This is a genomic window from Lysinibacillus sp. BSL11, from assembly GCF_052928325.1.
This window is the reverse complement of record NZ_JAVGCX010000008.1, coordinates 168,492-183,530: the sequence shown is the minus strand read 5'-3', so window position 1 is coordinate 183,530 and position 15,039 is coordinate 168,492. Positions and strand designations below refer to the sequence as shown.

Sequence of the window (15,039 nt, the reverse complement as noted above, 5' to 3'; positions counted from 1 at the left end):
AAGTCTTAAGGAGGATCGGAATTTTCAAGCAATCTTACTCATTGAAAATAGCGGGAATGTACGCATATTTAGTATATTCCTTTTTATTTTGACTGGAAGCAACATAAAATGTATAAAGGGGGACTATAGATGCATAAAAAAGATATTATGAATAGTGAAACAATGATGTATATGCCTGTGTATGATTCCTTTGGAAATTTATGTACGCAGGTGTATGAGAAAAATAATGAGTATATATCTACGCTACCACCAACGAAATTATTGGACTTTAATCTGCGTTATTTTGGTTCTAGTTTAAGAGGAGCGTTCGATGGTTCGAAAATGATCCTAGGCAAGCTTAATAAAAATCCTATTGTCGTGCACGAACGTTGTAATATTTTATGGTTCCCTAGTAGGTCTCCTCTACATCCTGACTGTATTTGGTTCGCTGTCCATCATATAGATGACTATGTAGCTGTGGATAAAAAGAGGACAAAGGTTACTTTTATGAATGGCAAGGAATTTATTGTAGATGTCAGTGTGAATGCGTTAGAGTCACGGATTCAAAGAGCTTTTTTATTAAAATATAGACTAGAGAAACGAACAAAATATTTACTTGTTCAGTATGACCGTGTGAAAGTATTTCAACGTCTTGCCAAGAATATGTTTGAGGACGAGACGCAGGATAGTTGACTTATTTCCACAAAACATCTGCTAGATAGTATGTTTTCGTTTCTAAAAACGTTATAATAAAAAGATACGGAGCTTTATGAATAAAGTGTTAGCTCCATGACTAACGTTCGGAGGATTTAACGATGATTGAATTAGCAGATGTACGCAATGTATTAGACACTACAGCCAAAAAATTGGCGGACTTTAGGGGGTCTCTTTGACTTAGAGAACAAAGAGGCACGTATTCAGGAGCTAGATGAAATGATGCTAGAGCCAGGCTTTTGGGATGATCAGCAGGGTGCTCAGGTGATTATCAATGAAGGAAATGGCTTAAAAGCGATAGTCAATGAATATAAAGATTTAGTGGAAACACATGAAAATTTAGATATGACACTGGAACTTTTGCGTGAAGAACCAGACGATGAATTACAAGAAGAACTAGGCAAAGAACTAGCAGAATTTCAACAAAAGATGGCTGATTTTGAGCTTCAATTACTGCTAAGTGGCCCATACGATCAAAACAATGCCATTTTAGAGCTGCATCCTGGTGCTGGTGGTACGGAGTCACAGGACTGGGGTTCAATGCTATTACGTATGTATACACGGTGGGCTGAGAAGCGTGGATTTAAAGTGGAAACAGTGGACTATCTACCAGGAGATGAAGCTGGGATTAAATCTGTAACATTGTCAATTAAAGGTCACAATGCTTTCGGTTATTTACAAGCGGAAAAGGGTGTGCATCGTCTAGTACGTATTTCTCCATTCGATTCGTCTGGCCGCCGTCATACATCTTTCGTTTCCTGTGATGTTATGCCAGAGTTTGACGACAATATTGAAATCGATATTCGTACAGAGGATTTAAAAATTGATACGTATCGTGCAACAGGTGCAGGTGGTCAGCATATTAATACCACAGATTCTGCCGTTCGTATTACGCATATTCCTACTGGTACGATCGTACAATGTCAAGCTGAGCGCTCACAGATTAAAAACCGTGAAAAAGCGATGACGATGTTAAAAGGGAAGCTATATCAATTAGAACTTGATAAACAGCAGGCGCAATTAGATGAAATACGCGGTGAACAAAAGGAAATAGGCTGGGGCTCCCAAATTCGTTCGTATGTCTTCCACCCATACTCGATGGTGAAGGATCATCGTACAAATGAAGAAACAGGTAATGTGGGTGCAGTAATGGATGGCGATTTAGATCCATTTATTAATGCCTATTTACGTTCAAAAATAAATTAATACACAGATTCCCCAAGAGTGAGATGCTCTTGGGGAATTTTTGTTAAAAGGGTGGATGGTAGGGTGCATCTTGGCTAAGCTGTTTTCGTTCATTCATGTAATATTTATACAGCATAGAAGCGTTAAGAAATTGTTTACTAATGGAAGCATATCGAATAGGTAGTTCGATTTGTTTATTATTTTTTAACGTTACAATACACCCCATTTCACTAGGTGTAATATTAATAATTGCATGAAGCCCTATCCATATATTGTGAATGGAGCTGGGTGAATAAGTTGGCAGAAAAATACAGGGATAACCGTAATCAAAGGCCACGACGATTGGTAGCTTGTGTTGATTGCCGAAAAAACGTTTAGCCGATTGTTTTGCGGCTTCATAAGTTGATCCTAATGAGAGACAGGATTTTCGAAGGACATGCATCGGTTTGCGTGTAACAATCAGCTCATTATGCTTATCAATCACATGCGTGAAGACTTTGGAGTCATGCTGAATAGGTTGCAGTAAATAAGTATTGAATGACATTAAGTAGCCGTTTACAAAGTTAGTTGTCATATAGGGAGTGCCTCCTTTTTTCTAGTGATAACGGTAGTGTAAAACAGAATATGACTTTCTTAAATTAAATGAAATAGTTGAAAATCGTTCAGAAAAGCGCGAAACGCCTAGAGAATTTGCTCTAAATATCAATTGATTAATAGCTAATCCAAGATATTTTCGAATCGTAAGCATTGCTTTTTAATTTCAATTTTCATATAATTTAGAAAAGGATCGAGGTGAGATCGTTGGATAAATATTATTCGTATACAGATTTTCTGAAAGCCGTTGGTCAGTCGAAAAAAGTTGATGAGGCAGAGAAATTATTAAACGAGATTTATTTAGATTTATTTTTAAATCGTATCCAGCGTATGCATCGGCAAGAGCAGCTCATGGTTCTGATAGATAGAGCACTCGATGAAAAAGATGAAAACGCATTTTATCAATACGCATCCGAACTAACTTCCTTACAGCAAACAGAAGATGAATCATATTGACGAACCCGCTCTCCATATCTATTGGAGAGGGGGATTTTTTTTGCTTTTGAAAATAGTTGCAGTGGATGTGAGGAGTGTATGTTTTGGTTAGAAGAAGTGGTTTTGCTTATAGAATGTGGAAAGTCATTTAAAAAGTTTGAGACGCTGTTTATAAAAAAAGTGAGAGCCGCTCCAAAGGGAAGCGCCCCGCTCATAAGAGGAGAAGAGCCGCTCCAAAGGGAAGTAACCCCGCTCATAAAAGAATAGAGCCGCTCTAAATGGACAAAGCCCCGCTCTTGAGAGAGTGTGAGCTGCACATAAAGCAAAACAGGAAATCTCATCCATTGATGAAGCTTGAAAAACTAATAAAACGGCTATTATAAGAGTAACAAGTTAAATTGACCGTATTGTTATGTAATAAAAATTTTAGAGATGAAAAAAAAATTTACAAACATTCGTTCGTTAAATGTTCGAAATTTTAATATTGCTATGCTAAAATGTATGTACAAATTGGAAGGAAAGGACGGGGACATGAGTGCAAACATTTGATTTACAAGCGCCATATCAGCCTAACGGGGATCAGCCACAGGCCATTGCGGAATTAGTGGAGGGTGTGAAAGCAGGCAAACGTCATCAAACATTGCTTGGTGCTACTGGAACAGGTAAGACGTTTACCATTTCGAATGTCATCCAGCAAGTCAAAAAACCAACACTAATCATGGCACACAATAAAACACTAGCTGGCCAGTTGTATAGTGAATTCAAAGAATTCTTCCCGAATAACGCCGTTGAATATTTTGTCAGCTACTATGATTACTACCAACCAGAAGCTTATGTACCGCAGACAGATACCTATATAGAAAAAGACTCTAGCATTAACGATGAAATTGATAAGCTGCGTCACTCTGCTACCTCTGCATTGTTTGAGCGTGAGGATGTCATTATTATTGCATCTGTGTCCTGCATTTATGGTTTAGGTTCTCCCGAAGAATATCGAGAAATGGTTGTTTCCATTCGTACAGGTATGGAAATTGAACGTAATCAGCTATTACGCAAGCTTGTGGACGTTCAGTATGAGCGAAATGATGTTAGTTTTACTCGCGGAACATTTCGGGTACGTGGAGATGTTGTGGAAATCTTCCCAGCCTCTCGTGATGAGCATTGTATTCGTGTGGAATTTTTTGGGGATGAAATCGATCGCATTCGTGAGGTAGATGCACTAACGGGAGAGATTTTATCGGATCGAGAGCATGTTGCTATTTTCCCAGCATCCCACTTCGTTACACGAGAAGAGAAATTGCGTAAAGCGATTGAAAATATTGAAAAAGAATTAGAGGAACGACTTGCATTATTACGTGCAGAAGATAAATTACTAGAGGCACAACGTTTAGAACAACGTACACGTTATGACTTAGAGATGATGCGTGAAATGGGCTTTTGCTCTGGGATTGAAAACTATTCACGTCATTTAACATTGCGTGAAGCAGGTGCTACTCCATATACGTTACTAGACTACTTCCCAGAAGATTTTTTACTTGTGGTTGATGAAAGTCACGTAACACTTCCACAGGTACGTGGGATGTACAATGGTGACCAAGCGCGTAAAGGTGTGCTCGTAGAACACGGCTTCCGCTTGCCATCTGCTCTAGATAACCGTCCATTACGTTTTGAAGAGTATGAAAATCGTATACATCAAGCAATTTATGTATCAGCCACACCAGGTCCTTATGAGTTGGAGCATACACCAGAAATGGTAGAGCAAATTATCCGACCAACTGGATTATTAGATCCATTAATCGATGTACGTCCTATTGAAGGGCAAATCGATAATTTAATTGATGAAATACAAGATCGAATTGCGCGTGATGAGCGAGTTTTAGTGACAACGCTAACGAAGAAAATGTCCGAGGATTTATCGGCCTACTTGAAGGAAATGGGCTTAAAAGTAGAATACCTACATTCAGAAATTAAGACACTAGAGCGTATTGAAATTATCCGTGAGCTACGCAAAGGAACGTATGATGTGCTAATTGGTATTAATTTATTGCGTGAAGGTCTTGATATTCCTGAGGTGTCCCTTGTGGCGATTCTAGATGCTGATAAAGAAGGATTTTTACGTTCAGAGCGTTCTTTGATTCAAACTATTGGTCGTGCTGCTCGTAATGCGAATGGTCATGTCATTATGTATGCAGACCATGTAACAGACTCGATGAAAAAGGCGATTGATGAAACGAAACGTCGTCGTGCGTTACAAATGGCTTATAACGAGGAGCATGGTATAACACCTCAAACGATCATTAAGAAAATCCCAGATGTGATTCGTGCAACACAAGTAGCAGAAGAAGAGGAATCCTATGTAACAAAGGCAACAAAAGGCAAAAAGCTGACAAAGGCGGAAAGAGAACAGCTTGTTGCTTCTCTAGAAGTCGAAATGAAGGAAGCAGCAAAAGCGCTTGATTTTGAACGTGCGGCTGAGTTACGAGATACAATATTTGAATTGAAGGTAGAAGGGTGAATGACTTGTGAAAAATACTGAAATCGTCGTGCAAGGTGCACGTGCTCATAATTTAAAAAATATTAATGTCACAATTCCGCGTGACCAATTAGTCGTTTTAACAGGATTATCGGGCTCTGGAAAGTCTTCTCTAGCATTTGACACAATTTATGCGGAGGGCCAGCGTCGTTACGTTGAGTCCCTTTCCGCGTATGCCCGTCAATTTCTTGGACAAATGGATAAGCCAGATGTCGATGCGATAGAAGGTTTATCCCCTGCTATTTCCATTGACCAAAAAACGACAAGTCGTAACCCACGATCTACTGTTGGTACGGTAACGGAAATTTATGATTATCTACGTTTACTTTATGCCCGCATTGGTAAACCAATCTGTCCAAATCATGGTATAGAAATCACTTCCCAAACGATTGAGCAAATGGTGGATCGTTTATTAACCTATCCTGAGAGAACTAAGATGCAGCTCCTTGCTCCAATGGTTTCTGGACGTAAGGGTACCCATGTTAAACTGCTAGAAGATTTAAAAAAGCAGGGGTTTGTTCGTGTACGAATTGATGGGGAATTGCGTGATTTAGATGATGCTATCGAACTTGATAAAAATAAAAAGCATTCCATCGAAGTAGTAGTGGACCGTGTTGTTATGAAGGAAGGGATTGCTGCTCGTCTGAGTGATTCTTTAGAAACGGCTTTACGTCTGGCAGATGGACGTGTGCTTGTCGATGTGATGGAACATGAAGAGTTACTATTTAGTGAGCATCATGCCTGCCCATTATGTGGTTTTTCTATTGGTGAGTTAGAGCCTCGTATGTTTTCATTTAATAGTCCGTTTGGTGCTTGTCCAAGCTGTGATGGCTTAGGTTCAACACAAGAGGTGGATTTAGATTTAGTGGTGCCTGATTGGGATCGTTCCTTGTTAGAGCATGCCATCGCACCATGGGAACCAACAAGTTCGCAGTACTACCCACAATTACTAAAAGCTGTATGTGATCATTACGATATTCCTATGGACGTGCCTGTGAAGGATTTGCCAAAGGAAAAGATGGACAAGGTTTTATATGGCTCTGGAAAAGACAAGATACACTTCCATTATGAAAATGAGTTTGGCAATGTGCGAGATCAAATGATTGAATTTGAGGGTGTTGTGCGCAATGTTGAGCGACGTTTTAAAGAGACGACATCCGATTATGTTCGTGAGCAGATGGAAAAATACATGGCACAGCAGGCTTGTCCTTCATGTAAAGGTTATCGTTTAAAGCCTGAAACGCTCGCAGTGAAAGTAGCTGATAAACATATCGGTGAGGTCACACAATATTCAATTCAGGAAGCAGACACATTCTTCAAAGAGCTTAATCTTACTGAAAAGGATATGCAAATTGCTCGATTAGTTTTACGAGAAATCGAAGAACGATTGGGCTTCCTTGTGAATGTTGGTTTAGACTATTTAACATTGAGTCGTGCAGCAGGTACATTATCCGGTGGAGAAGCACAACGTATTCGCCTTGCTACACAAATTGGTTCACGATTAACGGGAGTCCTCTATATTTTAGATGAGCCTTCGATTGGTTTGCATCAGCGAGATAATGATCGACTGATTAGCACATTACAAAATATGCGTGACATTGGAAATACGCTGATTGTGGTAGAGCATGATGAAGATACGATGCTTGCTGCAGATTATCTCATCGATGTAGGACCTGGAGCAGGCGTCCATGGCGGTCAAATTGTGGCAGCAGGAACACCGCAGGAAGTTATGAATAATGAAAAATCTTTAACTGGACAATATTTAAGCGGTAGAAAGTTTATTCCTTTACCAATAGAAAGACGCCAACCAAATGGTCGAAAGCTCTCTATTAAAGGTGCCAAAGAAAATAATTTACGCAATGTTAAAGTAGATGTTCCACTAGGCTTATTTGTAGCAGTGACAGGTGTGTCTGGTTCAGGGAAATCTACACTGATTAATGAAATTTTATATAAATCTTTGGCACAGAAGCTGAATCGTTCAAAGGTTAAGCCTGGTGAGCATAAAGAAGTGACAGGCATTAATGAGCTTGAAAAAGTAATCGATATTGACCAATCGCCAATTGGGCGTACACCTCGTTCAAACCCAGCAACTTATACAGGTGTTTTTGATGATATTCGCGATGTTTTCGCAACAACAAATGAAGCAAAGGTACGAGGCTATAAAAAAGGACGCTTTAGCTTTAATGTCAAGGGCGGTCGCTGTGAAGCATGTCGTGGTGACGGCATTATTAAAATTGAAATGCATTTCCTTCCAGATGTTTATGTACCATGTGAAGTATGTCATGGCAAACGGTATAACCGTGAAACACTTGAAGTGAAGTATAAAGATAAGAGTATTGCAGATATTCTCGATATGACGATTGAGAATGCAGTAGTGTTCTTTGAAAATATTCCAAAGATCCAGCGTAAGCTACAAACGATTGTTGATGTGGGATTGGGCTATATGAAATTAGGGCAACCAGCAACAACCTTATCAGGCGGTGAGGCGCAGCGTGTAAAACTAGCCTCTGAATTACATCGACGCTCAACAGGGAAATCCTTCTATATTTTAGATGAACCAACGACAGGATTACATGCCGATGATATTGCTCGTTTACTTTTCGTTTTACAGCGTCTTGTTGAAAACGGTGATTCGGTATTAGTTATTGAGCATAACTTAGATGTGATTAAAACAGCTGATTATATCATTGACTTAGGTCCAGAAGGCGGAGACAAAGGTGGTACGATTGTTGCAACTGGTACACCTGAAGAGGTAGTAGAAGTAGCAGGCTCCTATACGGGCAAATACTTAAAACCAATCTTGGAACGTGATCGTATGAGAATGGATGCATTGCTAGCAGAAGCTTCTAAATCTTAAGGGTTTTACATTCGAACGTAAATGATTAATCTGGATTGAAAGGTGATCTGAAAGTGGAGAAAGTCGCTCAATCCAGATTGAAAATGATCGAAAATAGGAAAGAACCCGCTTAAACAGAGGTCAGAAATGATCCAATAGGAGAGGCCCCTGCTCTATTCAAAGAAAAAGTGATTTAAAAAACGATGTTGTAATGAAAAGACCCAATTTATTCAATTTTGCAGTGAAACTTTTCACATGATGAATCGTATAAATAGTATAACGAACTGAGGGAGGCTATTTATTTATGCAAAATGAACGTCAACGAATTTTAGAACTTGTAGAAAAAGGAACAATTTCGGCACAAGAGGCGATTACATTATTAGAAGCATTAGAGCAACCTGGCAAGTCTACTCAACATGTTATGAATGATGTGTCGAAAGAGACGCAATCCTTTTCAAGTGAAAAAGAGCCATTATTTGAAGAAAAATCAAAAGATGGTGACAAGAAAAAAGATGATTTTATGAAATACTTCCAAGATGAAATGCAGGATTTTCGTAAGGATTTAACGCAAATCGGTTCTCTTTTTATGGATATGATGAATACGGCTGTTAAAAAGGTAAAGGAATTTGATGTAGCTTCTCCATTTGGAGATAAAATTGAATTTACCCATACAGAAGAAGTGGCTGCTGCCAATGTAGACAATATTATCGTTGAATTACCTAATGGTAACTTCTCATTGGAATCCAGTGAAGGAGAAACTATTCAGGTGATTTGCAAGGTAAAGGCACCTTTGATGAACGAAAGTGAAGAAGAAACTCGTAATCACTTCTTAGAGCAATTTGTTGTGAAAGAGGAAGAGCAATCACTTCGTATTTTGAGCCAATTAAAGCTTGTTCAAGTCAATGTGAAGGTGCTAGTACCAAAGGATAAACTTGAAAAATTATCTGTTCGTCTAATGAATGGTAGTGTTTCATTACAGGATACAGAATTTGAAGAATTAAAAGTGAAAACGTTAAACGGTGCCATTAAAGGTACGAAGTTTAATTTTGGAAAAGCTGAAGTGGATTCTTCTAATGGTTCCATTGAATTAACGAATGTTCGAGGTAAGGATTTAGAGGCTGAAACATTGAATGGGCGTGTTTATTTGGATGGCGCATTGGATGAAGTTGAAGCTAAGTCTGTCAATGGACATGTAGTCGTAACAACATGCTCGACAAATTCTTCTAAAATTAAAGCTCAAACAGTTGCTGGAGCAGTGGAATTGTATGTCCCACGAACAATTTCATTGAGCGGTAAAGTCGTTACGAATTTCGGTAAAGTGGATGTGGGTATCCAGGATGTTTCTAAAATGGAGTCACAAGATCAATTCTTATCCAAAGTAGTCCGTTTCGACAAAGAAGTTGAAAATGCGAATCGCCTATTTATCGAAGGTGAATCGAAAACTGGTGCTGTTTTAGTACGCTACACAACAACAGATGAACAACAAATTTAACAGTAGAAGCATTCAAGGTAAAGCTTGAATGCTTTTTCTTTTCAAACAGGATTCGACCTAGCACATAGAGGCGAATCTTGTTTTTATTTTTGTCATATTTTTAAGGATAATGGCAAGGAAAGAATGAAATAGAAGGAACTGCCACGGATTGAAATGAAACTGTAATAAAAAAACAGAAATAGAGTGCTATAATAGTAAAAGAAATACCTCTTACATAGATGAGAGTTTTAGGTGGTTTAATCATGATAGAAATGAAAAATGTGACAAAGAAATACCCAAACGGTGTTGTTGCGACAAATGGTATTTCCGTTAATATAAAGCAAGGCGAATTTGTGTATGTAGTTGGCCCAAGTGGGGCAGGGAAATCCACATTTATTAAATTGATGTACCGTGAAGAAAAAGCAACATCAGGGCAAATAATTGTAAATGGTATTGATTTAGCAACTTTAAAGAATAAGAAGGTTCCTTTTTTGCGCCGTCAACTTGGTGTGGTTTTCCAAGATTTCAAATTGCTACCTCGTTTAAATGTCTATGAGAATGTAGCGTTTGCGCTTGAAGTAATAGAGGAAAAGCCAGATGAAATCCGACGTCGGGTTATGGAAGTGCTAGAACTAGTTGGATTGAAGCATAAAGCAAGAATGTTTCCAAATGAACTTTCAGGCGGAGAGCAGCAACGTGTATCGATTGCTCGTTCAATCGTCAATGTTCCAAAAGTGGTGATTGCAGATGAACCTACAGGGAACCTTGACCCTGAAACATCATGGGAAATTATGAATTTATTTGAGGAAATTAATGCACGTGGGACAACGATTGTAATGGCGACCCACAACCGTGAAATTGTAAATACGATTCGTCGTCGTGTTATTGCCATTGAAGGCGGCTTAATTGTCCGTGATGAACACGGAGGTGAATACGGCTATGAAATTTAGTACAGTAAAGCGCCACTTCCGGGAAAGTATCAAATCACTTGGTCGAAATAGCTGGATGACTATTGCCTCTGTCAGTGCCGTTACCGTTACGCTTATTCTAGTAGGTGTTTTTGCGCTTATTATGATGAATTTAAATAAAGTAGCAACGGATTTAGAAAACGATGTCGAAATTAAAGTGCTAATTGATGAGACAGCAGATGAAGCTGCGGAAAAAGCACTCATCGAAAAAGTCAAAAAATTGCCTGGTGTCTCCGAGATGACATATTCCACTAAGGAAGATGAGTTAACCAAGCTAGTAAAAGACTTCGGTGATGATTTTAAACTATTTGAACAAAGTAACCCTTTACGTAACGTTATTTATGTAAAAGCCGCTGATCCACAGCAAACAGCCAAAGTTGCGAAAACCATTGATAAATATGAGTATACATATGATGTAATGTATGGCGAAGGAAAAGTTGAAAAACTATTTAACTTCTTAAATATTAGTCGTAATGTAGGAATCGTACTTATTTTAGGGTTATTATTTACGGCAATTTTCTTAATTTCGAATACAATTCGTATAACGATTATAGCTCGTCGCGATGAAATAGAAATTATGAAACTTGTAGGGGCTACAAATTCATTCGTGCGTATCCCATTCTTATTAGAAGGTATGTGGCTCGGAATTTTAGGTTCAATTATTCCGATTGCGGTTGTCACAACCCTTTACCACAATATATATAAAATTATTGCACCACGTTTACAAGGAGAGCTTGTTCAATTACTAGATTTTTCGCCACTTGTGTATCAAGTAAGCGGTCTTCTGTTACTCATTGGTGTACTAATCGGTATTTGGGGAAGTTTCATGTCAGTACGTAAGTTTTTAAAAATTTAGTCACAACAGATATTTGTGAAAAAGAAAAGAATAGTCGAAGGGGAGTTCAATCGGTGAAAAGTAAGGCGAAAAACACATTAAAAACACTTGCAGCAGCATCTGCTCTAATTCTTTTTATCCAAACTCCATCAGCATATGCAACAAGTTTATCGGATTTAAAAGAAGAAAAGAAACAAGTTGAAACAAAGAAGAATCAGTTAAATTCATCTATCAGCAATAAATCAAATGCAATTACAGCTAATCAAGAAAAGCAACAACAAATCTTAGATCAAATTCAAGCATTGAACGCTGAAATCGACAAAACTAATAGTAATATTAAAAAAGTACAAGCAGATATTCGGGTAACAAATGAGGAAATTAAAAAGTTAGAAGCTTCTATTGAAGAGCTTTTGCATAAAATTGAAGAGCGTGATTTATTGTTACAAGAACGTGCACGTGCCATTCAAGCTGGGGGCTCTGTAAGTTATTTAGATGTATTGCTAGGCTCTAATAGTTTTGTAGACTTTATTGATCGTTTCTCTGCAGTTAATGCATTATTGGAAGCGGATCGTCAAATTATTCAAGATCAAAAAGATGATAAACAAAAATTAGAAGAGCAAAAGCAAAGTGTAGAAGAGAAACGTAAAAACCTAGAAGATAAAAAAGCTGAGCTTGAACGATTAAAAGCATCCTTAGACAGTCAAAAAACTGAGAAAAATAAACTAGTCGACCAATTAGAGAAAGAGCAAGAAAAGCTGAAATCCGAAAAGGTATTACTTGAGAAAGAATACTCGGAGGCTTTAGAAGTAAGTCAGGAATTGCAAGATCAAATTATTGCTGAACAAAATCGTTTGGCTGAAATTGCGCGTCAGCAAGAGGCGAAACGTAAGGCAGCCGCTGCGGCCGCAGCAGCAGCTGCTGCTAACAATGGTGGCGGATCATCTGGTGGTACAGTTCATGCGCCTCAATCAAACGGAACATGGATTAAACCAACGAATGGTCGCTTAACATCACCATATGGTTGGCGAAATCTTGGAGCAGGACCTGAATTCCATTATGGTGTCGATCTTGCAAATGCAACAGGAACACCAATATGGGCAGCAGCAGATGGCGTAGTTTCTTACGCAGCACCACTTAGTTCGTATGGTAATGTTGTCATTGTGACGCACTCAATCGATGGACAAATTTATACAACCGTTTATGCACATTTAAGTGCATTTAATGTTAGTGTAGGACAAGAAGTAACACAAGGTCAGCAAATAGCAGCGATGGGTAGTACAGGTCGCTCTACTGGCCCACACTTACACTTTGAAGTGCATATTGGTCCTTGGAAAGGACAAGCAGTCGGCAGTGTAAATCCACTGAAATATATTCCATTGTAAACATAAAAGCTATACACTAGTGTTTTCTAGTGTATAGCTTTTAATATTTCATCGAATGTTTCACCATTCATCAGTTTATAGGTTTGCCCATCTACTGCCAATAAGCCATTATTGAAGAACAATATTTTTAATGTATGGTCATAGTAAGTAATGTCCAATTAATAGACAACATCAGCTTGTTTGTTATTTAATAAGGTTCTTTTTACTTCCCAAGTACTTAAGGCTAAACGCATATCCTCTAATCGAGGATCGTCACGATTGATAATGGCAAAGCTTTTATTGGTACCATTGTCAACTTCCCAAACGGTTATCTTATTTATTATTTCTAGAAGATCTTTATTAGGTAAAAAATCTTGTAGTAAATTCTTTGTTCGATACTCTGGGTACAGCATCAGAACACTAATACTAAGACAAATAGCAACAATCCATAGTATAAGTCGCTTTGAAAGTATAACTCCTCCCCTTTTCTCATTTTGCGAAATATTCCACTGAAAGTTTCATCACTATTATAAGATTCTAAATAATGTTATGATGAATATATACGTAGTGGGGTATTTTTAATGTTGTTATTTCTGAAGATTTTCTTAAAACAGTGTGAAATAGTCTTTTTTTAAAAAGGTTCTATGCTATGCTTTCGGAGGAGGATTCGTTGACTTGATAAATACAGAGTGGTACTCGATACGGACGTTAACTTTACCAGCTACTGCAGTCGCTTTACTTATTACTTTTTTTATTGTGTGGCTTATCTTGCGCTTACAATTTTCTAAAAAGTGGTCTGAGCTATATAGTGATGCCATTTTCACCTTTATTATTGTTTGGAAGTTAAGTTTGCTTGTGACAGATTTCAAAACGGTAGTAAACAATCCAATTACATTGCTTTATTTTAATGGCGGAACAATGGGTGTTCTTCTCGGTGTCATCGTAGCATCCTTGCAAATATGGAGAAAGCGACAGAGTCTACAGCTTGAGGAAAAAGAGATGATAGCTGGTAGCTGGGCTATTATTCTAACGCAATCCATTTATCAAATGCTTGCTGTGCTACTTAATGACAACAACATATCGAGTGAAGTTATAACATTAGCTGTGCTAAGTGTAGTCACGCTCGTCATATTATGGAGATTAGTAGCGGGGAAACAAGCTCTCATACTCTATACAATTAGCTATTTGATAGTGGCTATCTTACAGCCGCTTGGTATAGGGCAAACAGCTGTGGGTGTTAGTGTAATACTACTTTGTTTGGGCTTAACTATTCGGCATGAACGAATCTATGTGGGAGGTAAGGAATGAAAAAAAATATTGGGCTGCTGATCGTTGTGCTATTAGTGGTTGCGATGATTGGTACATATGTAAAACAACAAATTGACGAAGAACGTGCTATTGATAAATCGGCCCTAGGTAAGGATATGGAGGAGCTAGAAACCGGCTTAAGCAAAGGCGATATACCGCCTGATTTCACCTTAACAAGCTTAGACGGGGAAGATATCACGTTAAGCGATCTTCGTGGAAAAAAAGTCGTTTTAAATTTCTGGGCGACATGGTGCCCACCTTGTAAGGCGGAAATGCCGCATATGCAAAGCTTCTATGATGAGTACGCAGAAGAGAAAAACGTTGAAATTATAGCGGTCAATTTAACAGAAGCCGAACGTGATGTGACCGCTGATGCCAAAGTGGACACAGTGATGACATTTAGAGATAGCTTTGAGCTAACTTTCCCTATTTTATTGGACCCTGACAATGAAGCTGGCTTAAATTATCAAGTCATCACGATTCCAACCACTTATTTTATTGATTCCAAGGGCCTCATTCAACGCGCCATCAGAGGACCCATGGACGTGGATATGTTAAATGATTATGTAGATGCACTAGATTAATTCATAAAAAATCTGCTCGTTTTCTATAGTAGAAACGAACAGATTTTTTTATTTTTCATGAAGCCAGGATGAATACCCGCGAAGTCGAGGTGAATACTCGCGGAAGCAGAGTAAATACCCGCGAAGTCAAGGTGAATACTCGCGGAACCAAGGTACATTCCCTAGAATCAACAACCAACATGCATGTATAAAGTGAAATATTCTCTCTTAACAAATTTGAAAGGTAATTTTGTATG

At 38.3% G+C, this 15,039-nt stretch carries 13 protein-coding genes; 11 read left to right on the top strand and 2 right to left on the bottom strand.

All coding sequences use genetic code 11. The features are described from left to right. The first annotated feature begins 129 nt into the window (after positions 1-129). Positions 130-672 (top strand): competence protein ComK, encoded by a 543-nt coding sequence (locus RCJ95_RS11675; RefSeq protein ID WP_048392056.1) that lies wholly within the window; start codon positions 130-132, stop codon positions 670-672. 122 nt (positions 673-794) lie between these two features. Continuing rightward, positions 795-1,899 (top strand): peptide chain release factor 2 gene (gene prfB, locus RCJ95_RS11670; protein ID WP_255600420.1). Its coding sequence is split into 2 segments (ribosomal slippage): positions 795-869 and positions 871-1,899, totalling 1,104 coding nucleotides; the frame shifts between segments, so codons are not numbered across the junction. Between the two features lie 43 nt (positions 1,900-1,942). Here the strand turns inward: prfB and RCJ95_RS11665 are convergent. Further along, a complete protein-coding gene (locus RCJ95_RS11665; RefSeq protein ID WP_131522091.1) occupies positions 1,943-2,452 on the bottom strand; it encodes a competence protein ComK in 510 nt (169 codons plus the stop codon). 227 nt (positions 2,453-2,679) lie between these two features. Here RCJ95_RS11665 and RCJ95_RS11660 point away from each other — a divergent pair, with 227 nt between their 5' ends. From RCJ95_RS11660 to RCJ95_RS11630, 7 genes are all read left to right on the top strand, one after another. Continuing rightward, entirely contained in the window at positions 2,680-2,928 is a 249-nt protein-coding gene (locus tag RCJ95_RS11660; RefSeq protein WP_004227526.1) for an IDEAL domain-containing protein, read from the top strand. A gap of 514 nt (positions 2,929-3,442) precedes the next feature. Then, positions 3,443-5,422, top strand: coding sequence for an excinuclease ABC subunit UvrB (gene uvrB / locus RCJ95_RS11655; protein WP_221679470.1), 1,980 nt, complete (start codon positions 3,443-3,445; stop codon positions 5,420-5,422). Between the two features lie 7 nt (positions 5,423-5,429). Then, the gene (gene uvrA / locus RCJ95_RS11650) at positions 5,430-8,297 is read left to right on the top strand and encodes an excinuclease ABC subunit UvrA (protein ID WP_446722336.1); all 2,868 of its coding nucleotides are present in this window, start codon (positions 5,430-5,432) and stop codon (positions 8,295-8,297) included. A 283-nt stretch (positions 8,298-8,580) separates the two neighbouring features. Then, positions 8,581-9,768 carry a DUF4097 family beta strand repeat-containing protein gene (locus RCJ95_RS11645; protein WP_112117404.1) on the top strand — a complete coding sequence of 396 codons (1,188 nt, stop codon included), beginning with the start codon at positions 8,581-8,583 and terminating at the stop codon, positions 9,766-9,768. Positions 9,769-10,010: 242 nt separating this feature from the next. Continuing rightward, positions 10,011-10,697 (top strand): cell division ATP-binding protein FtsE, encoded by a 687-nt coding sequence (ftsE, locus tag RCJ95_RS11640; protein WP_016991524.1) that lies wholly within the window; start codon positions 10,011-10,013, stop codon positions 10,695-10,697. Further along, positions 10,687-11,571 carry a permease-like cell division protein FtsX gene (gene ftsX, locus RCJ95_RS11635; protein WP_004227513.1) on the top strand — a complete coding sequence of 295 codons (885 nt, stop codon included), beginning with the start codon at positions 10,687-10,689 and terminating at the stop codon, positions 11,569-11,571. Before ftsE ends, ftsX begins: the two co-directional genes overlap by 11 nt. A gap of 53 nt (positions 11,572-11,624) precedes the next feature. Continuing rightward, positions 11,625-12,932 (top strand): murein hydrolase activator EnvC family protein, encoded by a 1,308-nt coding sequence (locus RCJ95_RS11630; RefSeq protein ID WP_274771654.1) that lies wholly within the window; start codon positions 11,625-11,627, stop codon positions 12,930-12,932. Positions 12,933-13,090: 158 nt separating this feature from the next. On the opposite strand, the gene RCJ95_RS11625 is transcribed toward RCJ95_RS11630, so the two are convergent. After that, complete coding sequence (locus RCJ95_RS11625; RefSeq protein ID WP_274771656.1) at positions 13,091-13,324, bottom strand: hypothetical protein; 234 nt, start codon at positions 13,322-13,324, stop codon at positions 13,091-13,093. Positions 13,325-13,586: 262 nt separating this feature from the next. Between RCJ95_RS11625 and RCJ95_RS11620 the strand changes: the two genes are divergently transcribed. Both RCJ95_RS11620 and RCJ95_RS11615 read left to right on the top strand, forming a co-directional pair. Beyond that, positions 13,587-14,219 (top strand): hypothetical protein, encoded by a 633-nt coding sequence (locus RCJ95_RS11620; RefSeq protein ID WP_257521197.1) that lies wholly within the window; start codon positions 13,587-13,589, stop codon positions 14,217-14,219. Then, positions 14,216-14,803 (top strand): redoxin domain-containing protein, encoded by a 588-nt coding sequence (locus RCJ95_RS11615; protein WP_009374154.1) that lies wholly within the window; start codon positions 14,216-14,218, stop codon positions 14,801-14,803. The genes RCJ95_RS11620 and RCJ95_RS11615 overlap by 4 nt, the downstream gene beginning before the upstream one ends. Positions 14,804-15,039: the final 236 nt, after the last annotated feature.

Coding starts and splice junctions, on each gene's coding strand:
- RCJ95_RS11625 (WP_274771656.1), bottom strand. CDS start 13,324: ATGCTGTACCCAGAGTATCGAACAAAGAATTTACTACAAGATTTTTTA.
- RCJ95_RS11675 (WP_048392056.1), top strand. CDS start 130: ATGCATAAAAAAGATATTATGAATAGTGAAACAATGATGTATATGCCT.
- ftsE (WP_016991524.1), top strand. CDS start 10,011: ATGATAGAAATGAAAAATGTGACAAAGAAATACCCAAACGGTGTTGTT.
- RCJ95_RS11615 (WP_009374154.1), top strand. CDS start 14,216: ATGAAAAAAAATATTGGGCTGCTGATCGTTGTGCTATTAGTGGTTGCG.
- ftsX (WP_004227513.1), top strand. CDS start 10,687: ATGAAATTTAGTACAGTAAAGCGCCACTTCCGGGAAAGTATCAAATCA.
- RCJ95_RS11645 (WP_112117404.1), top strand. CDS start 8,581: ATGCAAAATGAACGTCAACGAATTTTAGAACTTGTAGAAAAAGGAACA.
- RCJ95_RS11665 (WP_131522091.1), bottom strand. CDS start 2,452: ATGACAACTAACTTTGTAAACGGCTACTTAATGTCATTCAATACTTAT.